Genomic DNA, 22,374 nt, shown 5'->3' on the forward strand with positions numbered 1-22,374 from the left:
GAAGTTCTTTATAATGATGCTAAATTATTTCTTCAGGTTCTTCTTGGTAAGACTTCCGGACGATATCTCCAGTTCTACCGGTTCCATCGGAACATATCCAAAAGGAGAACGAGTTCTGCGGAAGTGGCTACCGCTATTAGGAGCAACCTCAGGTATCACTGCTGTAGAAATGCCACGTGTAGCATTGGCCGGTGCGGCATTCTCTGCAGCACGTGTCAGAACTATACCGGTTCCATCAACCTGATATCCCCATGACAGAGTTCCACCTTGAGAATATTGAATTGCAATACTTGGAGTGTATGTTATACCATCTTGTTCAACCGGCTTAATAGTCATCGTATTCATATCATCAGACAGTTCTACCGGGAAGTCTGCCATATAGAAGCTAGTGGCAAGGTTAGCATCGTATGCATACAGGTTCAGAGTATATTGCCAATCGGACATCGGGTCAATATAACGGCTATAGTAACCGGTCGTCGGGTCAATCATCGTTGATATAACCGTAACCTTATCCTTGCCTTCTTCATCTTTTCCAATCTGGAAGAACAACTTGGGTCCATAATCGCGGAACATTTCATCCGTATCATAAGAGGAATATGAAGTTGACTGGAATAAATCCCACGGGCTGGCAAAAGGTGCATAAACAGGACTATAAGAGAATCCTGTACCCACCAGGCAATTCATATTCTTATATTTCTGGGTATAGTATGCAGTTCTTTCCTGATACTGTGCAAAATAATCAAGCACAAGTTTTTCAGCAGCCTCTTTTGTATAATGCTTCTTATCCATGTAGTAAGTTACCAGATGAGTTTTCACATCTTCGGGTAATGAAGCTATTTTCTCAGGACCCGCAGCGATTGTAACAGGCATTGTCAGAGGCTTGTTTCCTTCACCCGGTTTGGTTATTGTTGCATTCCAAGTACCTTGCAGTTTGCTGAACAATTCGCTATTCACCGGTTCTTCCGGTTTCAGCGGAGCCGACTTGACTCTATAATCAGAGCCATCATAGAACAGTTTAGTCTTTTCATCCGAATTGTAAGATTCCAGGATAAGCCAACTTTCAATATCGTCCATTGAAGTGAAGTATAGATCACAACCTTCACTGCTATTAATCTTGCCCAAAATCTCAGGATCATTAACAGGTTGTCCGAAACTTGACATCATTGTAGCAATTTTTTCTTCTACTTTAGTTCCTTCCATTCCGCTTTCTTCCAGTTGTTTGAACACGGGATACCACTCCTTGGTATAATTAATGATATACTTAAATCCGGCACAATCAGCATTAGGAGCTTTAATATTGAAACCTATCTGATAAGGATTCTCCAAAGCCAATGGGGTCACTTTAAACTCCACAGCCGGTTTATCAGAAACAATGGCTTTAATACCATCTTCCTCATGGAATGTCTGTACTGTTGATTCTTCATTATATAGAGCAACAACCGATAGTCTGTAGCTTACTCCCGGACTTAATTCGATAGACAATTGTTGCGCACCGTCAAACACACGGCCGGAACTCAAAATATAGGCTTGCCAAGTCTCCTCACCGCCGAGAAGAGGAATCAAAGTTTCGGCTTCTTCGCTAGTAGACACATTAACCACATATCGATAAACATCGTCAGTCGGAGTCAAAGTAACCACAGCAGTCTTTTCCGTTACCCGGTCAACATGGATCATTACATTACCGCTGCCTTGATTTGGTTCTTGAGTAACCAGAACGGTTTTTGCACAAAATCCCGTGAATTCCATATTCTCGCTAACCGGCTTTTCTTCAGTATATTCCTTCACATTAGGTAGTTTGGAGCCTAAAATGGGGTCATCATCGTCACCACCACCATTATCAATATAGTTCACAAACCCCTCAGAAGAACCATCCTCATTACATTGAGCGACAAAAATAACATATCCAGTTCCCGGATGTACTTCATACGGATAAACATCATCGTTATAGTCCTTTTCATTAAAAGCACCGGTATAAGCATTAACACCATTTGCTATCGTAATATTTTGAGGACCTTTATAACGGGGATCCTTCATACCTCCATAGGGGCTTGACACTACATAATCGATATCCGTTCTTCCATATTGTATCTTATAGGCCTCATATTTTTCCTTATCAATAAATCCTAAAGAGTAATAGACATCATCAGGCACCTCCACATGCAGTGTCATAGAGGACATATCCGTCTTTATAATCGTCACCAGCTGCGAGTACTCCGGTGTATTAATCTCCTGTGAGTAAATCTTATACTCATCACCCACCTTGAAGATAAAAAATACCGTATATGTTTTGTTGCCTTCCAAGCCAGCCACCAGAGCTTCGTCCGTGTCACCGGTAACGGCTACAATAGTTCCACTCTCTTGTGCCTCAGCATAGACCACAACAGGGTCAGGTTCAGCAGCATTGGCACCTTCCACAGCTTTATAAACATACGATTCGGCCCCTTTGGTGCTTAACTTGAAAGTAGCTGAAGTTGCAAACACGGCATCCGAAGCAGGCGCTTCTACTCCTAAAGTAGAATCTTCCCCATTAGTGCCCGGTTGGTCGTCATCATCCGAACAGCTCCACATACTCCCGGCCAAGACTACTGCGCTCAGCAGGAATAAACATTGAAACAATTTTCTCATAATTCTAACAAATTTAATTAATAAATACGCGAATCAGCGATACATGACATTCCCTAATCCGCTAAAACAAAACCTCTATATATAATCAATAAAATCTATAATATTTACGAATAGATAAAATCTCCGACATAGTTAATCCTGTAGGAAAAGAATTGAATAATACTTTTCCTTTTCAAACAGTTATAATCGTCCCAGAAATTATAAATATGCAAATCTAAAGTCAAGATACAATAGACACCCGCAGACAAATAATTCCTATATGTCCAGATTAACAACTTGTCATTTTATCCTTTAAATAGAAGAGTGGGGAAGATTATCCTCTATCCTTTCGAATATCTTCAAAAGGGAGGAACAGGTGATAGCATGAAATTATCATTAAAAGCGGCATCATTATAGAGGATTGATACTCTGATAGTACCCTCCGACTTTGAACCATTGCAAAAGCAGTACACAAAAAGTACAATGCAATAATTCACCAATGAAAGCGTTTTTTTTGCATTTGGCATATTCGTTATTTTATAATGTGAATAAGCTATTAATCAATCCTTCCAAACAGTCACATCAAAACATTTTATACAACTTTTTACCTACATTGATTTTGTAAACAAAAACAGTATTCCAATCTTTAAAATAGCTAGTTCAAGAAGAACGTTTTTAAATGCTTTAAATCTTGTCTATATGCTCTACAGGGACGATATTTTGATAAGTCTAAAAAAGGTAGAAAGAAAGTGTACCAATATAACATATAAAAGATAATTTCATCCAATAATAGCGACTTGTATGCTCTTGAATGGGAGCAGACTCAGATCAAAGAATAGATAGGTAGAAAACCGGATATAGGAATAAAGGAATTATATAATGCAGCTACTTTACTATAAATATTATCAGCATTGCTATTAATGCTCTCTATTCGATAGCATTAATAGTATTAAACTGATTTATTTGATTACATTTTCACAAAGTTCATTTTTACCACGTTAAAAAGAGCATAAATGTATTGTTTTTACAAAAAAACGCATATCTTTGTAACCGTAACCTAAATGAAACTTAAAAAGTTCATTTATCAGTTACAAGCGATGAGGCGGCTTATTTTTCTTTGTATATATGCATATATATACATTATAATATAAAAAAGAAAACAAAAAACGCCAAGTTCTTCTTGAACTTGGTAAGTTTATTTTCCTTTCAAAAATCATCTGGTATTTCCACAAAAAATGCCAATATTCTACAGAAACAACTGGCATATCTCTTACAAAGGCCTTTTCTTAAAGAAGACAACCAGCCAATATATAGCCAGTTGCCTTCAATAAAAATACATCAATATTTTCATCAGAGAGCAACAAGAGTATATTTACTTAGTTCATCGAAGGAAATATCGACAGATGGAAGAGCGTAAACTGCATTCCTGATAGCATAAGTATCCAAAAGATAATCACTATGCACAGAATAACCAACTTTATTTTCTCGATCTAAGATGTAGAGTACCCCATCCGTATCCCTATAGCAGACACTACGTTCCATGAGCGGGGCATCATAATCAAACACCTTCATATATAGCTCAATCATGTTTGAAGAACCTTTCCCCAATATAATTTTCAAACGATAAAACCTATTAAGCTGTCTCGATTTAGTATTAATCCACGCATCCACATCAGAAACAACCTCATGGGATAGCGTAATAAACTCATGATTTCTAGTATACAAATACACATAACATCCTACCGCCTTATCCCACCAACTTTTCTCACCACATTGAAATATGATTTGTGGCTCTTCATAATAAGGCCTTAGCCCATTGCCTCTTTCCATATACAGCCTTATTCCATCCTTTATATTCTTCTCCAAAATAAATTCAGAAATAGGCAATAGTCCCTCATCAGCTATATCTACAATACTATGAGTCGTTGTATCCGCCAAAGAAGCCATCCATTGAGATAAGTCGAGATTTACATCTTCCAACTTCTGCGGAATAGTAAAGACAGGAAATGCCGGCGAACCTCCAACTGTTTCTATAGCCATAGATATATTTGTCACTCCACTATCTGTACTTGATCCTGAGCCTGTAGAGTTTTTACCAAAACTTAAATCTACTGACGCACCCACATTTTTTAAGCTAAAACTGCCACTAATCTCATTATCCAATGCTTTTTCTTTAACAGCAGAAGTTGCCTCCTGTTCATAAAGACCCGCATAGAAAGCAGTGGCTCGCCCACCGGTAATAAACTTTTTAAGAACAAAAGCACCATAATTATTATAAAACTCACCTATCGGAGTATTATACAATTCATCCTTAAAAGTCGCAGTCAGATATTTCTCCATTATTTTTGATCTGATATTACTGCTGTACTGCATTTCATAGGCATTTTGATCTATCGCAACATTTAGTTCTCCAAATACACTTTGCGTATTATTGGTTACTGTTGAACCAAAAACTTCAGTCATCTTTCTTTTATGCCCAATCTTAAATAAGCCAAGATTTATAGAGAACCCACTATTAACCTTCTTGGAAACTTGTGATTTTTCCATATATCTATCAAAAGAGGCAAAGGAAAAGGAATTAATGACGCTATGCCCTATTCTATTCACCGTACAGTAATCATTATAATCAGCCTCAAGCTTCTTAATATCAATCACCGCATGGCCCAAGTTCTCTGCATCAGCATAAGGATAGGCTGTTGCCCTGAATGAACGCCCCAAATAATCGCTAAAAGTCAGCCTCGTGGCTCTCGTTGTTGGCTCTGAAGGAGTGTATTGTCTCTGAAACAAAATGAGAGGAGAATTAGGATCCCGCTCTTTTAACACTACAACATCTTCGTTAGAATCAGAAGAAAAGTTCTCATCTTCTTCAGTACATGCACCTAATGCTATCGCAAAAAGCGCGAGAAATAGTAGTTTTACTTTCATAACACTTTAATTTAAGTTTAACAATATGTGAGTTTCAAAAAAAATGCGAGTGTTAAGTATTAAAGTTGCGTTTGTACCATAAATGCAAATATATACATTTTTCTTGCATTTCAAACAAGAAAGCGTTTTATTATTGCAACCTCGTGTTACAAAAGAGCCGAAATTAGCCATAACCCACAAAAAAAAGAGGAAGCCTATCAAAAGCTCCCTCTCCTCTTAATCTCCTGGCATCGGATTATTCTCCGCCACCACCACCTTCGCCACCGCCACTCTTCACATCATCATTACTGATGGTGCGGGCAGCTTTTTTCACGCTGGCTCTCAGCTCACCAATGCGATAGCTGATGCTCATGCCGAAACGTTGGCGGGTATATCTATTCCAGCTATCCTGTATAAAGCCAACACCTTCTATGCTTGAAGTAGGATGCATATACTTTTTGAAGAAATTGCTGGCAAATGCCGATAACGTCAGGCGTTTCTTCAGGAATGACTTATTCACGCTCAACCCGTAGTCGAAGAAACTACTGCCTTTCCCCTGCAACATAATCCATGGAGTCTGACCATAAATATTCAAACTAATGCGCCAATCATGAGGCAAAGATTGCTGTGCACCACCGTAAGCAAAAAGATTCCAACCATCATTCTTCAAGCCATTGGCACCTTCCATATACGTATAATTCCCATAAAGATTCGCATAAATACGAGTGTTGGAAGTTGCATTCCAGTTGACATAAGCACTCAAGCTGGCGTTCTTGCTCTTACCAATGTTCTGGTAAGTAGAATAAAGCACTTCTTTACCGGTAGGATTCTGTAAGCCGGGAATATCCGTATCCTTCTTTTGCTCCGTCACACGTTCAATACTATTATTGGTAAAACTATAACGTGCTGAAAGATTGATATTGAACTTCTGCGTGAAGTTGCTATAACTCAAATTAAACGAGTGGCTCTTCTCACTATCGAGGTGCGAATTACCCTGGCTTATATTCGTAGGATTACTATCATCCAGATAAGGATTCAAGTACCAAATGCCCGGACGGTAAATACGCATATTATACCCTAAACGAAGATTAGACATATCCGTCAGCTTATAACCGATACTTGCAGAAGGAACCAAATCGTCAAAGTTCTTATCAAAGTTATCTCCCTTGCCCAGCAGATATTTCACTTCCTGCTTCGTATGCTCATAACGCATACCAAGTCTTCCGGAAATCTTCTTTACTTTCAGTCCGTATCCGAGATATGCAGCCAGAATATCATTCTGGTGTTTATAATGCGAACTGTGGTCATTATCAAACTCATAATCCGCCTGAGTCGCTGTCGCCTGTTCATAGCGGTCATCCTCCGAAGAGTTATCACGGAGAATATATTTCGCACCGGCCTCAAGCGTATGTATCTTGCCGATAGGTGTCGTATAGTCAGCCTGGAAAGTATGTTCAGTAGTATTCTGGGAACCATCATTATGCTGGTTCTTCATACGTTTCATAAAATCCTGCCAATCCGGAGCTACATCCTCCATATCATAATCATAAGTGGAATATGAATCCGAACTTTCCGGCCGGGTATTGATCTTGTAAGAGAAGGTCAACATACGGTCTTTTACGTGGAACATACGTTGGTAGTCAATGCCACCGTCAATAGAATACCAGGAACTTTTGCTTCTATTGTTTGATACATATTGATACAGATCATCACCGGTACCGGGCATCGTTGCAAAAGTATTGCTCAAGCCATTACTGTTATTTCCGCCTCCCCAAAGTCCGAACGACATGGTTATCAAACGTAACGTATCAATCTCATAACTGGCTTCCATGCTACCGGACTGGAAGTTGCCATGTCCTTTGCTGTCACCACTGTAATCCAAATCTGAAGAGCCGTCGGTTATGGCACCTACTGTACGGCGGGTACCACCGGAATAGCTGCGCGGACGATCACTATAATTATAATTGTAACGGGCACTCACCGTCAGCTTACCGCTCTTAATCGTACCGAACAGACCACCGCCGGCACCCATGTTACTGACGTTTCCGCTAAACGTAGCCGTGTAACCTTCCAGTCCGCTACCTACGGTAACGATATTCAAGATACCACCCACACCCTCAGCATCATACTTAGGACCCGGATTAGTAATCACCTCGATATGCTTGATGGAATTGGCAGGCATACTTTTCAGCACTTCCGTCGGATTGTTACTCATCATATTGTTAGGTTTACCGTTCACATACACCTTAAAGCTGCTGCTGCCGTTCACCTTAATATTATCTTCGCCGTCTACGGTTACCAAAGGCACTTTGCGAAGCATTTCCAATACAGAGTTTGATTTCGAGTCAGGATCATCCTGCACATTATATTCTATCTTGTCGATATCTGCCTTTACCAGTGGTTTTTGGGCTACCACTTCTACTTGTCCCAGTTCATTGGAAGCATCCGTAATATACAGTGTCCCAAAATCGACAACCTTTTCTCCTGCCTTCACGGTGAAATCCTTCACAATGGTGTTTCTGCCAATAGAAGAAATAGTCATCACAAAATTACCCGTCCCGGGAACTTTCTCCTGAAACTTACCTTTCATGTCTGTCACCAGCATCTTCAACGCATGAGCCGGTGCTTCTTTTTTTACGATTTTGATTGTGGCGTAAGGTTCCCCCTCCTGCGTCAGCGAGTCCAGCAGAACTCCCTTAATCTGGAATAGAGGTGCCGCATTCTGTGCCGCTACTAACGAGGATACCACCAACATAATGAGCAGCAAAGGGCATTTAATTTTCATTTCTGTTTTTGTTTGTTTGATGAATATTAGTTGACTGTTTTTGTATTAGACGTAACTTGTACCAATTTTGTCACAATGAAAGTGACAAAAATAGGCTGTTTTTCTCTAGCTACGAGAATTTCGGAGTTAAAAAAGCACAAAGAAAAGATGAAAATAGATAATAATTGTAAGTATCTTCAGGATATTTATAACAAATAGAAGAATATCAACAGGCAAACGTTAACCGCAATCACACAGCCAAACCCGCGCAGCACCCACCGCCGCAACGGACTCCGCCCACCTGCAAAGAACAGTGCATAACACATATTCACCGCAATATTGCTCACAATGGCCTGCATGCAACAAGCCGTCACCACCAACACGGCAACGCCCGAACCTTGCAACAGGTTTAAGATAAACGGAGTAATGTCGCTCAGACCAGCTATAAAAGATAAGACATTCAAACCACCCGTACCGGTATAAAGCAGCGTATAGTGCGTCACAATTGTAAATATCACAAACAAGACGGCGAAAATCAATGCGACCTTAAATTCCAGCGGATTACTGCTGTCCTCTTCCTCTGCTACTCCTTCAGTCAAAGAAACCGGCTGGCGTTTCCGGTGCAGAAACCAGGCTACCCCTGCCGTAACCAAAGACATAATGAGCAGATATGGATAAATCACCGCAAGAATCGCTTTACTGAATATTCCTATTAATATAAGGAAACGCAGAAACATCATGCTGACCGCCAACAACATCGCCGCCGCATACTCCGGTGCCTCCTGTGCGGGCGCTTTGCGACTCTTACGTGCCAATACGGAGATGGTAGCCGTACTACTGTACAAGCCACCGATAATACCGGATACCAGAATACCCGACTCCTGGAATACATACCGCCTCAATAAATAAGAGAGGTAGGAAATACCGGATACCACTACCGTAGCCAGCCAAATTGTATAAGGTGTCAGATTAATGTCCGGAATCAGATTTTCATTCGGAAGCATCGGAAGAATGATACCACTGATAGCCAAGAACTTGGCAAGAGTAATCATTTCATCATTCTTCATGCGTTGCGCCAGTTCCGTGAAAGTATGCTTCAACTCCGTGAAAAGCAGAACCGTAACCACTACCATCACATAGAACCAGGAAGGCTGCGTGTCGACAATAGGAGCGATACAATAGGTGATGAGAGCAATGATAATGGTAGTGACCCCGAACACATGAAACTGAGATTGCTTGACGTAGTAGTTCAAACCAAGCAACAACCCCAGTATGGCACCACCACCCATGAACAGGCGGTATTCCATCGGGTCAAGAATATAAAGCAAATACCCCAGAATACCTATGAAAGTGAACGTACGATCCGTACCGAACAACGTCGTTTCACCTTCACGCTTCAAGCTGATTTTCCGCTGTGAAAGCCCTATTAATAAAGAGAATAAGGTCACCAATACAAAGGTGACCAGTTCCCTCGGCAGATATTCATAAAGTTTCTCCATTTCGTCCTCCGAATATACTTGATTAGCAACCATTTGCAAGGAGTTAACTTCCTGTCGGCAAGAAGTTAACTTCTTGCTGACAAACTCTTAACTTCTTGTCGACAGGAAGTCAAGACAGTCTCACCAAGTCGTATATGGACGCTTCATCAGTTGTGAATTATAATAGCGGACATCGCCTGTCACTTCACGGCCGATAAAGTCCGGCTTTTCGAAAGCCTCGTCTTCCGAAGCCAGTTCCACTTCGGCCACAACCAGTCCTTCGTTTTCACCATAGAACTCATCGACTTCAAACATATGTCGTCCGCTGCGCACCAGATAACGGGTTTTATCAATAACTCCCGGTTCACAGAGTTTCATCAACTCTTCAGCCTCACTGAGCGGCAATTCCTTTTCCCACTCATAGCGACTGGTTCCCGAGGCATTGGAAGCACCTTTTATCGTAAGGTATCCCTTTCCGTCACGGATACGTACCCGCACAGTCCGCCCTCTCGCACTACTGATATAACCTTGCACAATGCGGCTTTGTTCATACGCCTTCGATTTATACTCCCCCTTCACGAGGAATTTCCGTTCTATTTCTTGCGACATTTATCCGTTATTTTCCCAAGAACGAGTATCCTATCAGCATAACCAGCACCAATATCAATGCAGATACACCGATAATCAATAACACTTTCTTGGCTTGTTGTTCCTCTTTTTGGCTATGTGTAACCTTTTTCTTGTTCTTTCCCATGGTGTCTTTTAGTATTAAAGTTCAACTGATAACAAAGTAACAGGAAATTTAGGAAGTTTCCAAAATAAAAGAGGGAAATTTATTTGTAGCCGCACAACATACGCTTCTCAGGCGGGCAAGTACATCTCAATTAGAAAGCGCATGTATTTTCGTGATGTTGGATATATAGCCCGTGCGTGTTGTATATATAGATGGGAGACATCGGATATATAGATGGGAGGCGTTGGATATATAGATGGGAGACGCTGGATATATAGATGGGAAACGTCGGATATATAGGAAGTATTGACTGAAAGTGGAAGCTTCATTCCTTCAGAAGATTCTTTCAGCCGTAAGGCCGATGAACAGGATGGTTGACGAGGGCTGAAAGAACTGCAAGATAAAAAACAAAATATGGTATACATATGACCAATGCCGGTCACGTGCATACCATTTTTTTAACTGCATTCAGAGGAAAATCACCCCTCCTGCCCCGCAAATTCCATCAGATACGCCTTAATGAACCCTTCCAGCTTTCCGTCCATCACTCCGTTCACGTCCGAAGTCTGGTAATTGGTTCTGTGGTCTTTCACGCGGCGGTCGTCGAATACGTAGCTTCGTATCTGCGAACCCCATTCGATTTTCTTCTTGCCGGCTTCCACTTTGGCCTGTTCCGCCATGCGGTGCTGAAGTTCCTTATCATATAAGATAGAGCGCAATTGACGCATCGCATTCTCACGATTCTTGGGTTGGTCGCGTGTTTCGGTATTTTCAATCAGGATTTCTTCCTCTTCACCGGTATACGGGTCCTTGAACTGATAGCGCAGACGGACACCGGACTCCACCTTGTTCACGTTCTGACCGCCCGCACCGCTGGAACGGAAAGTATCCCAGGAAATATTGGCCACATTGATGTTCACCTCAATCGTATCGTCCACCAACGGAGTTACGAAAACAGAAGCAAAAGACGTCATACGCTTGCCCTGCGCATTGTAAGGAGACACACGCACCAGACGATGCACCCCATTCTCCCCTTTCAGGTAACCATAGGCATAGTCACCCGAAATCTCGATGGTACAGGTTTTGATACCTGCCTCGTCACCTTCCTGCAAATTGGAAATCACAGCCTTGTAACCGTTAGTCTCGGCATAGCGCAGATACATACGCATCAGCATGCTGGCCCAGTCCTGGCTCTCCGTGCCACCCGCACCGGAATTGATTTTCAGCACACAATCCATTTGGTCGGCTTCATCACGAAGCATATTCTTCAACTCGAAGACCTCGACAGCTTCAGACGCTTTCGCATAAGCCTCATCCACTTCTTCCTCGGTCACAAGCTCGTCCTTATAGAAGTCGAAGGCCAGCTGCAATTCTTCCGACAATGTCTTTATTTCATTATAGCCGGATATCCATTGTTGCAAACCTTTCACTTTTTTCATCTGTGCCTCGGCAGCTTTCTGGTCGTCCCAGAAGCCCGGAGCCTGGGTGCGCAACTGTTCTTCTTCCACCTGGATTTTCTTCCCTTCTATATCCAAATAGCGATAGAGTGCTTCCGTGCGCTCTTTAATGTCTTTCAGTTGTTCTATGGTAATCATAAGTTCTATTTACGATTTAACGATTTACTATTTATGATTGAAATTAGTATCTAAATTATGAAAATATTTACTTTTTGAGTGCAAAGGTATGAAAAAAACGCATACTTTTGCAGTTATCAATCTAATAAGTCAGCTTATGAACAAACTATTCCGACAAATTGGTTTAACGCTTATCCTGCTGGTAGCGATAAGCTTAGGAAGTTGTACTTCGAAGTACAGTTACGAAACAGTGCCCAACGATCCGCTGAAAGCGCGCATCTACACTCTGGACAACGGTCTGAAAGTTTACATGACCGTCAACAAGGAAACTCCGCGCATACAGACGTACATTGCCGTACGCGTAGGCGGTAAGAACGACCCCGCAGAAACCACCGGGTTGGCCCACTACTTTGAACACCTGATGTTTAAAGGTACCAACAATTTCGGCACTCAGAACTACGAAATTGAAAAGCCTATGCTCGACCAGATCGAGGAACAATTTGAAATCTACCGCAAGACGACGGACAGCCTTGAACGCAAAGCCATTTACGCAAGAATAGACAGCATCTCTTACGAAGCTTCCAAATATGCCATCCCCAACGAATATGACAAGCTGATGGCAGCCATCGGCGCCAACGGAACAAACGCCTACACCAGTTTCGACGTGACCTGCTACACCGAAGACATCCCCAGCAATCAGATTGACAACTGGGCGAAGATTCAGGCAGAACGTTTTGAGAACTGCGTAATCCGTGGTTTCCACACAGAATTGGAGACGGTTTACGAAGAAAAGAACATGTCACTGACCCGCGACCCGCGCAAGGTATACGAAGCCGTTCTCTCCTCCCTCTTCCCCCACCATCCTTACGGCACCCAAACCGTGCTCGGTACGCAGGAAGACCTGAAGAATCCTTCCATCAAGAATATCAAGGAATATTATAAGAAATGGTATGTACCCAACAACATGGCCATCTGTCTTTCGGGCGATTTCGATCCCGACCAGATGATTGCCACCATCGACAAATATTTCGGTGGACTGAAACCTAATCCCGACCTGCCGAAACTGAATCTGCCGAAGGAAACAGATATCACCGCACCGGTTGTGCGCGAAGTCTTCGGCCCGGACGCAGAAAGCGTTGCCCTGGCCTGGCGTTTCCCCGGAGCTGCCAGCAAAGATGTGGAAACATTGCAAGTGGTTTCCCAAATACTCTATAACGGTCAAGCCGGCCTGTTCGACCTTGACCTGACACAGCAACAAAAGACGTTAAGTTCTTATTGCTATCCTATGACCATGAGCGATTACAGCGCACTGTTGATGCAGGGACGCCCCAAACAAGGACAGACCCTGGATGAAGTGAAAGACCTCATGCTGGGTGAACTGAAGAAACTCCGCGACGGCGACTTCGACGAAAAGATGCTGGAAGCCAATATCAACAACTTCAAACTGTATCAGATGCAGCAGTTGGAAAACAATGACGCACGTGCCGACATGTTCGTACAGTCATTCGTTAATGGCAGCGACTGGGCAGACGAAGTAACCGCCCTCGACCGTATGTCCCGACTGACCAAGAATGACATCGTAGCTTTTGCCAACAAATATCTGAAAGATGACAATTACGCCATCATCTACAAGAAACAAGGTAAAGACCCGAACGAAAAGAAGATGTCAAAACCGGAAATCACCCCTATCGTGATGAACCGCGACACAGTCAGCGCTTTCCTGAAAGAAATACAGGCAAGCACCGTGCAACCCATCGAACCGGTATTCCTGGATTACTCCAAAGACCTCGCGCAACTGAAAGCCAAATCGGACATCCCCGTGCTCTACAAACAGAACACTACGAACGACCTCTTCCAGTTGATTTATCTCTTCGATATGGGTAACAACAACGACCATGCGCTCGGCACCGCCGCCCAATACCTCGAATACCTCGGCACCGCCGACATGACTCCCGAAGAGGTGAAGAGCGAATTCTACCGGCTCGCCTGCTCATTCTTCGTATCACCGGGCAGCAAGCGCACATACGTCGTGCTCTCCGGCCTCAACGAGAATATGCCTGCCGCTATGGCCCTCTTCGAGAAACTGATGGCAAACGCCCAGGTCAACAAAGAGGCTTACACCAATATGGCAAAAGATATTCTGAAATCACGCAAGGATGCCAAACTGAATCAGATGCAGAACTTCTCACGCCTGTTGAGTTATGTCACTTATGGCCCGAAATCCCCTGCCACCAACATGCTGACCGAGGCCGAACTGACCTCCATGAATCCGCAGGAACTGATTGACCGCGTGAAAGACCTGAACAGCTTCAAGCACCGCATTCTTTACTACGGTCCGAGCAGCCAGGACGATTTGCTCGCTATCATCAACAAAGAGCACCAGGCACCGGAAACATTGAAAGAGATTCCGGAGGGAAATAACTTTGAACCGCTACTCACACCGGAAACAAAGATTTTCATCGCTCCGTACGAAGCCAAACAAATCTATATGTCGCAGATTTCCAACAAGGGAGAAAAATTCGACCCTGCCACCGAATCGGGACGCCAGTTGTACAACGAGTATTTCGGCGGTGGCATGAACTCCATCGTATTCCAGGAAATGCGCGAAAGCCGCGGCTTGGCTTACTCTGCATGGGCAGGTATGATGAAACCGACTTATTTGACCGATCCTTATACGCTCCGCACCCAGATTGCCACGCAGAATGACAAAATGGTAGATGCCATCAATACATTCAACGACATCATCAACAATATGCCGGAATCTGAAGCTGCCTTCAAGCTGGCTAAGGATGGCATGATTGCCCGTATGCGCACCGACCGCACCATCAAGATGGACGTTATCTGGGATTATATCAGCGCCCAATATCTGGGACAGAACGTCGACAGTCGCATCCAACTGTATAACGACGTGCAGAATATGACGTTGAAAGATGTCATCGACTACCAGAACAAATGGATCAAGGGACGTACTTATACGTATGCCATCCTCGGTGATAAAAAAGAACTGGACATGAATGCCTTGAAGAAAGTAGGTCCGGTGATTGAACTGAAACAGGAAGATATATTCGGATATTAATTTATCCGGTTCATAAACTCAGAAATGAGGGTATATCAAAAGTGCCGCGCTTTTGATATACCCTCTTTTTCTTTTTATAACCGTTCGTTTTGTCCCAGTCTATAAATACTCCTTATTACATAAAAATTCCCCCTTCGGCATACTGCCATTGCCTATCTTTGCCCCGCATTCACTTTGTATCACTATCAAAGAACATTATACAAACCATGAAACGTTTATCTATCTTCATTGTGGGAGTAATGGTGGCTGTGGTAGCCATGTCCCGCACATTCGACATGAGAAAATTGGGAGCTGATGCCAAAGGCATCAAGCCGTGTACGGAACTTATCAACCGGACCATCGAGAAAGCAGCCTCAGAGGGTGGAGGAACCATCTATTTTCCTGCCGGAACTTATCTGACTGCCACTATCCACATGAAAAGCAATATAACATTGCATCTGGAATCGGGTGCCGTATTGCGCTTCTCCGACAAGTTTGAGGATTACCTGCCTTTTGTAACCGCCCGTTGGGAAGGAACCGTCATGCAGACCCTCTCCCCACTGATATATGCACACTCGGCAGAAAATCTGACCATTACCGGACGGGGAACACTGGATGGCAACGGCCTCAAATGGTGGTTATGGGAGTTTGACACCCGCAAAGTGATAAAAGAGAATGGAGGCAAACTGCCTTCACTGAACAAGTTGCAACAAATGTGGGTGGATGCCAATAAAGACCTGGAAATATCCGACTATTACAAGCCTTCACTGGAACGCCGGATGTTCCGTCCGCCTTTTATCCAGTTCTACGAATGCAGCAATATTATTATTGAGAATGTGAAAATCATAAATTCACCTTTCTGGACAGTGAATCCCGCCTTTTGTGACAATGTGACGATTCATGGAGTTACCATCAATAACCCGTCAAGCAACCCCAAAGGACCGAATACGGACGGCATCAATCCCAGTTCCTGCCGGAATGTGCGCATTTCGGACTGCTTCATCAGCGTAGGAGATGACTGCATCACCATCAAATCCGGACGCGACGCCGACGGGCGCAAATACGGAAAGGCTTGCGAAAATATTACGATTACGAACTGTATCATGCTCTCCGGTCATGGCGGAGTGGTAATCGGCAGCGAAATGTCAGGAGGAGTGCGCAGGGTAGCCATATCCAACTGCGTGTTCGACGGAACCAATGCCGGTATCCGGCTGAAAGCGTCCCGCGGACGTGGCGGCGTGGTAGAAGATATCCGGGTAGATAATATTGTGATGAAGAATATCCAGGGCGATGCTTTCATTTTCGACCTGTTTTATGACCGCCTGTCAAAAGTGGAACCGGTAAGCGAACGTACACCGGTTTTCCGGAATATCCATCTGAGCAATGTTACGGGAAATGATATCAAGCGGATAGGCTATATAAAAGGTATTGAGGAAATGCCGGTATCGGAGCTTTCTTTCTCCAATATGAATATGGTGGCGGAGAAAGGTTTTCAGGCAGAGACCGCTACCGACCTACGGTTCAACAACGTGAGCTTTACGGTGCAGGAAGGACCTTCACTCAACTTCAGGCAGTGCAAGGAGGTATTCCTGAATGATGTACGGTCGAAGCAACCGGTAGACGGACAGCCTGTGGTGAATATAGAGAAGAACGTGGAGAAGGTGACGATTATCCATTGCGATTCAACACAGATTGTGAGAAAATAAAAAAGACATAACCTACAAAACCAATCTGACATGAGACAACATTTATTCAAAATCTTGTTAGTTTGCTTTGCATCCATAGCAAGCAACCATCTGAATGCCCAGGAAAGAGCCATCTTATGGTATGACAGCCCGGCCGAATATTGGGAAGAAGCCCTCCCCTTAGGCAACGGAAGACTCGGAGCAATGGTATACGGAAATCCGATAAACGAAGAAATCCAACTGAATGAAGAGACGATTTCCGCCGGTTCTCCTTACACGAACTACAATCCGGAAACTAAAAACCACTTATCTGAAATCAGACAGTTGATTTTTGAAGGAAAATATCCCGAAGCGCAGGCGTTGGCAGGTGAAAAGCTTCTCTCGAAGAATGGCTTTGGTATGCCTTATCAAACGGCAGGCAGTTTACGGCTGAGATTCCAAAACCAGGAAGGTTATACAAACTTCCGCCGGGATCTGGATTTGGAAAGAGCTGTCGCATCAACCACCTATACAGTGAATGGCGTTGACTATAAACGCGAAGTATTCACTTCATTTGCCGACCAGTTAGTCATTATCCGGTTGACCGCCTCACAACCGGGGAAACTGACATTCACCACCTCGCTGACATGCCCGCAAGATGTCGACGTCACCACTTCCGGCAAAGACGGCATGACTATGGAAGGAGTGACCAAAGGAAATGAGTTTGTGAAAGGTGCGGTTCGTTTCCGTACGGACTTAAAACTTAAAGTGCAGGGAGGAAAAACCTCTGCCAATGATTCTACCTTGGTGGTAACTCATGCAAACAGTGCTACCATCTATCTGGCCATGTCCACCAACTTCGTCAATTACAAAGACATATCCGGCGATCCCGTCAAACGCAACCAGGCATCCTTAAAGAATGCGGGAAAGAATTATTCCAAGGCACTCCAGGCTCATATCAGTGAGTATCAGAAATATTACAACCGTGTATCGTTAGATTTAGGCCGTACTGCCCAGGCTGATAAGCCTACCGACATACGTGTCAAAGAGTTTGCCACAGCCAACGACCCTCACCTGGTAGCACTGTACTTCCAGTTTGGACGCTACCTTCTGATCTCCTGTTCACAACCGGGAGGACAACCCGCCAACCTGCAAGGCATTTGGAATCAGAAGTTAAATCCGGCCTGGAAATGCCGCTACACCACCAATATCAATGCCGAAATGAATTACTGGCCGGCCGAAGTAACCAATCTGCCCGAAATGCACGAACCTTTCCTGCAAATGATAAAGGAACTCTATGAGAATGGCCAGAAAGCAGCTCGCGAAATGTACGGTTGCCGTGGATGGATGCTGCATCATAACACCGACCTGTGGCGCATGAATGGCGCGGTAGACAAAGCATATTGCGGTCCCTGGCCTACCTGCAATGCCTGGTTATGCCATCATTTATGGGATCGCTACCTGTATTCGGGTGATAAAGAGTTCCTGGTGCAGGCATATCCAATCATGAAAAGCGCTTCCGAATTCTTTGTTGACTTTCTTGTCAGAGACCCCAATACAGGTTATATGGTAGTCACTCCAAGTAATTCACCCGAGAATTCACCTTCGCAATGGAGAACAAAAGCCAATCTCTTTGCGGGCATCACTATGGACAATCAGTTAGTATTTGACCTTTTCACAAATACTGAAAGAGCCGCACGGCTTTTGGAGAAAGATGAGCAATTCTGCGATACGATCCTCTCACTCAGAAAACAGTTGCCACCTATGCAAGTAGGGCAATACGGACAATTGCAGGAATGGTTTGAGGACTGGGATAACCCGAAGGATCATCACCGTCATATCTCTCACTTATGGGGATTCTTTCCGGGATTCCAGATATCTCCGTACTCCTCACCCGTACTCTTTGAGGCTGCACGCAACACTCTGATACAACGTGGCGATCCTTCCACCGGTTGGTCTATGGGATGGAAAGTCTGTTTCTGGGCAAGATGCCTGGACGGAAACCATGCATTCAAACTTATTACCGACCAACTCAACCTCGTTTCCCCCGAAGTGCAGAAAGGACAAGGCGGAGGAACCTATCCTAATCTTTTCGATGCACATCCTCCTTTCCAGATAGACGGTAACTTCGGTTGTACAGCCGGTATTGCTGAAATGCTGATGCAAAGTCATGATGAAGCCATCCACCTGCTGCCGGCCTTGCCGGATGTATGGAAGGATGGTGAGATAAAGGGACTTCGGGCACGCGGAGGTTTTGAAATCATTTCATTGAAATGGAAAAACGGACAGATAGAATCTGCCGTAATCAAATCTACTCTCGGAGGTAATCTTCATCTACGCACACACCAGGAATTGGCTATGAATGGAAAAAGTTTGTCTGTGAGTAATACCGGCAATACAAATCCTTTCTTTGCCAAACAACCCATAAGCCGACCTTTGATAAGCGAGAAAGCTCCTTTGAAGGGTATTGAACTGAAGAAATCATACGTTTATGAAGTAGATACCCAGGCAGGGGAAACTTATACTTTTACGAATGTCCGGTAGTAGGAAACCGGGATTCTTTGTCAAGAGCAGATTTACATAAGATTAACGGACGGGAGGCACAGACCTCCCGTTTTTGCTTTCAGAACAGACCATCTGTTTACCTCAGATACATAGTCTGTTTGCCCAAAACACATCATCCGTTTGCCTCAGATGCATCATCCGTTTCGCAGGGGTGAATCACTGGAATGCCACACTTCAGCAAGTGAAACGAATGGGCTTTAGGCTGTTGAGGTGTGGCATTCGGGTCACTAAGCTGTGGCATTCGGGGAGCAAACATGTGGCATTTGGAAAGACGAACCATAGGGATAAAAAAAGAACGGAGAAGCAGTGCCTCTCCGTTCGCGCTAATTTAAAATTGAATCTTAAATGGATTTACGGATACAAATATACGACATCGGAAAGGCGATGTCAAGTGTTCGGGGATTTTTTTCGCTTTCCAACAACTATTTTATAGCAATCGTCGTCCGCTGCAAATCTTCCTCTTTAGAGCTTCCCCCTACCATAATATCATAGTTACCCGGACACACTCTTACCGTATTGGACTGATCGTCCCACCACTCCAGTTCTTTATCTTTCAGATCGAACTCTACATTGACGGTCTTTCCTGCCGGGATGCGCACACGTTTGAAAGCACGCAGTGTCTTCACCGGTCCTTCCGCATCCCCTTGTTTTCTGAGATAAACCTGCACCACTTCTTCTCCGTCACGCTTACCCGTATTCGTGACAGGTACGGTGAGTCTCAATGGCTGTCCGGCTGTAAGCTCACTCTTGTCAAGTGCGGTTTTGCCATAGCCGAAAGTGGTATAGCTAAGTCCGTAACCGAATGGGAACAAAGGCGCATCCTGCATATATCTGTAAGTTCTTCCGGTCATGTTATAATCTTCAAAATCGGGAAGCTGAGATACATTACGATAGAACGTAACCGGCAATTTCCCGGCCGGATTATAATCACCGAACAGCACCTCGGCAACAGCCGTACCGCCTTGCTGACCGGGATACCATGCTTGCAGGATAGCTTCGCACTTCTGAGTCTCAGGCTCCAGACCGATAGGCGATCCCGAACAGTTGACCAGAATAATCTTCTTACCCGCACGATGCAAGGCTTCAATCAATTCACGCTGAACGGCTGGCAATTCAATATCCGTACGGTCACCTTTCTTGAAACCGGGAAGATTTACTCCCATCTCCTCACCTTCAAGGCTGGGAGATATACCGCTCGCAAAAACAACGATATCCGCATCCTTCACACGTTCCACTGACTTCCTGATATCCACTTCTTTCTTAAATCCGAGATCGAAGTTCAACTGTGCATCACTTCTCAGATATTCAAAATCAAGTTCCAGATCATACGATTTACCGGCCTGCACCTTCATCGCATGGGTAGATTTTCTTGCGCCATGCTTGTTGGAGAACCCTTTCACCTCTTCTCCGTTCACGCGAAGTCTTCCACTGCCATAGCAATAAACCTCAAGGACGATTTCTCCTGATTCTTTTGGAGTAAATACGCTGTTATAAGTTGCGGAGAAATCCGTCAGATTCACCCCCGGAGCAAACACCGTAGCACCCGAAGTGCAGAAGCGGAAAGGAGTGGTGACCTGTGCAGTGGTTACCGGTTCGCCCTCACGCTCCAGGTTATTCCAGTAACGGGCCGTGAAGCCGGGGCCCTTGTCGGACTTACACTGGCTGAATGCACTCTGAATCAGAGTTCTTTCCACCCACGGGCAACCTTGCTCATAGATCAGTTTATCATCAGCACCCAGCATATTCCGCACTCCATCAAGAATGGTAACAGTGTGTGGCGGCATTCCGTTATAATTTCCCCATTGCATCACGGAGTCATTCGCATTCGGCCCCATAACGGCTACCGTCAGTCCGCCACGTTTCAGCGGCAGGAAGTTATCCTTGTTCATCAGCAATGTCATGGACTCGCGAGCTATATTCAATGCCAGAGAATCGTGAGCAGCCGATGCCACTACCGAGAAGGGAATCTTTGTCCAAGACACTTTCTCCGGCTCATCCATTTCGCCCAATGCGAAACGGGCTTTCATCAGTCGTTTGACAGACGTATCCACTGTCTCTTCCGAAATTAATCCTTTCTTCACGCTCTCTATCAAAGCCTTGTAGCTGGAACCGCATTCCAAATCTGTTCCACTGACCACTGCGGCGGCAGAGGCTGATTCCGCATCGGGGTGAGTGTGATGTCCCCGGTCGTTATAGAAATCGGCTATTGCACCGCAATCAGATACGACAATGCCGTCAAATCCCCATTCTCCACGCAATATCTGCATCAACAGACGGTCGCTTCCGCAACAGGGATCACCTTCAAAACGATTGTAAGCGCACATCACTTCTTCCACTTTCCCTTCTTTCACCAACGCTTCGAAAGGCGGCAGGTAAGTTTCATACAAATCACGCGGCTTTATATTCTCCGCATTAAAAGAGTGACGGTTCCACTCCGGCCCCGAATGTACGGCAAAGTGCTTGGCACAGGCATGCAGTTTGTCATACTTTCCATCGGCAGGCCCTTGCAAACCTTTTACTACCATCACTCCCATCCGGCTTGTCAGATAAGGGTCTTCACCGTATGTCTCGATGCCCCTGCCCCAACGCGGGTCACGGTAGATGTTCACTGTGGGAGTCCACATGGTCAAGCCCTGATAGCGCTCACGGCTATCCTGGGATGCGTAGTAGGTATTCTTCGCGCGTGCCTCGTCCGACACGGCATTGAACACTTCATACACCATTTCAGGGTCGAACGATGCCGCCATACCTATCGGCTGGGGAAAGACCGTAGCCAATCCTGCCCTGGCAACGCCATGCAGCGCCTCATTCCACCAGTTATACGGTTTTATACCCAATCGTTCCACGGGACGGGAACCATCCATCATAAGATGCGCTTTCTCTTCCAGCGTAAGTTCCTTCACCAGAAGTTCCGCCCGCCTTTCAGGGGATAAAGAAGCATCCTTGTAGGATGGTTCTCCACAACCCGCCAAAGCAAGGAAAGGCAGTAAGTAAAAAAGTCTTCCTTTCATCATTGTCTATTCTATAATTTCA

11 protein-coding genes are annotated in these 22,374 nt (G+C 44.5%); 3 read left to right on the top strand and 8 right to left on the bottom strand.

The window, feature by feature from the left end; genetic code table 11:
• Positions 1–24 precede the first annotated feature (24 nt).
• The 7 genes from BUC01_RS08555 to prfB all read right to left on the bottom strand — a co-directional run bounded on the left by BUC01_RS08555 (position 25) and on the right by prfB (position 12,078).
• Positions 25–2,625: a hypothetical protein gene (locus tag BUC01_RS08555; RefSeq protein WP_139261832.1), complete on the bottom strand. Its 2,601-nt coding sequence runs from the start codon at positions 2,623–2,625 to the stop codon at positions 25–27.
• 1,329 nt (positions 2,626–3,954) lie between these two features.
• Positions 3,955–5,529 carry an MAC/perforin domain-containing protein gene (locus BUC01_RS08560; protein ID WP_025830910.1) on the bottom strand — a complete coding sequence of 525 codons (1,575 nt, stop codon included), beginning with the start codon at positions 5,527–5,529 and terminating at the stop codon, positions 3,955–3,957.
• 235 nt (positions 5,530–5,764) lie between these two features.
• On the bottom strand, positions 5,765–8,293 hold the full coding sequence (locus tag BUC01_RS08565; RefSeq protein WP_025830911.1) for a TonB-dependent receptor domain-containing protein: 2,529 nt from the start codon (positions 8,291–8,293) through the stop codon (positions 5,765–5,767).
• A gap of 185 nt (positions 8,294–8,478) precedes the next feature.
• Positions 8,479–9,771, bottom strand: a complete 1,293-nt coding sequence (locus BUC01_RS08570) for an MgtC/SapB family protein (RefSeq protein WP_025830912.1) — start codon at positions 9,769–9,771, stop codon at positions 8,479–8,481.
• A 120-nt stretch (positions 9,772–9,891) separates the two neighbouring features.
• On the bottom strand, positions 9,892–10,359 hold the full coding sequence (locus BUC01_RS08575; protein WP_025830913.1) for a CYTH domain-containing protein: 468 nt from the start codon (positions 10,357–10,359) through the stop codon (positions 9,892–9,894).
• A 7-nt stretch (positions 10,360–10,366) separates the two neighbouring features.
• Complete coding sequence (locus BUC01_RS25440; RefSeq protein ID WP_175560872.1) at positions 10,367–10,504, bottom strand: hypothetical protein; 138 nt, start codon at positions 10,502–10,504, stop codon at positions 10,367–10,369.
• 458 nt (positions 10,505–10,962) lie between these two features.
• Complete coding sequence (gene prfB / locus BUC01_RS08580) at positions 10,963–12,078, bottom strand: peptide chain release factor 2 (protein WP_025830914.1); 1,116 nt, start codon at positions 12,076–12,078, stop codon at positions 10,963–10,965.
• 136 nt (positions 12,079–12,214) lie between these two features.
• Here prfB and BUC01_RS08585 point away from each other — a divergent pair, with 136 nt between their 5' ends.
• The 3 genes from BUC01_RS08585 to BUC01_RS08595 all read left to right on the top strand — a co-directional run bounded on the left by BUC01_RS08585 (position 12,215) and on the right by BUC01_RS08595 (position 19,320).
• Positions 12,215–15,133, top strand: a complete 2,919-nt coding sequence (locus BUC01_RS08585) for a M16 family metallopeptidase (protein WP_073313369.1) — start codon at positions 12,215–12,217, stop codon at positions 15,131–15,133.
• Between the two features lie 206 nt (positions 15,134–15,339).
• Positions 15,340–16,818: a glycoside hydrolase family 28 protein gene (locus tag BUC01_RS08590; RefSeq protein WP_025830915.1), complete on the top strand. Its 1,479-nt coding sequence runs from the start codon at positions 15,340–15,342 to the stop codon at positions 16,816–16,818.
• A 30-nt stretch (positions 16,819–16,848) separates the two neighbouring features.
• Entirely contained in the window at positions 16,849–19,320 is a 2,472-nt protein-coding gene (locus BUC01_RS08595; RefSeq protein ID WP_073313371.1) for a glycoside hydrolase family 95 protein, read from the top strand.
• 443 nt (positions 19,321–19,763) lie between these two features.
• Here BUC01_RS08595 and xyl3A read toward each other — a convergent pair whose 3' ends face one another.
• On the bottom strand, positions 19,764–22,352 hold the full coding sequence (gene xyl3A, locus BUC01_RS08600; protein WP_073313423.1) for a xylan 1,4-beta-xylosidase: 2,589 nt from the start codon (positions 22,350–22,352) through the stop codon (positions 19,764–19,766).
• Between the last annotated feature and the right edge of the window lie 22 nt (positions 22,353–22,374).

This window comes from Bacteroides stercorirosoris (assembly GCF_900142015.1).
Taxonomy (GTDB): domain Bacteria; phylum Bacteroidota; class Bacteroidia; order Bacteroidales; family Bacteroidaceae; genus Bacteroides; species Bacteroides stercorirosoris.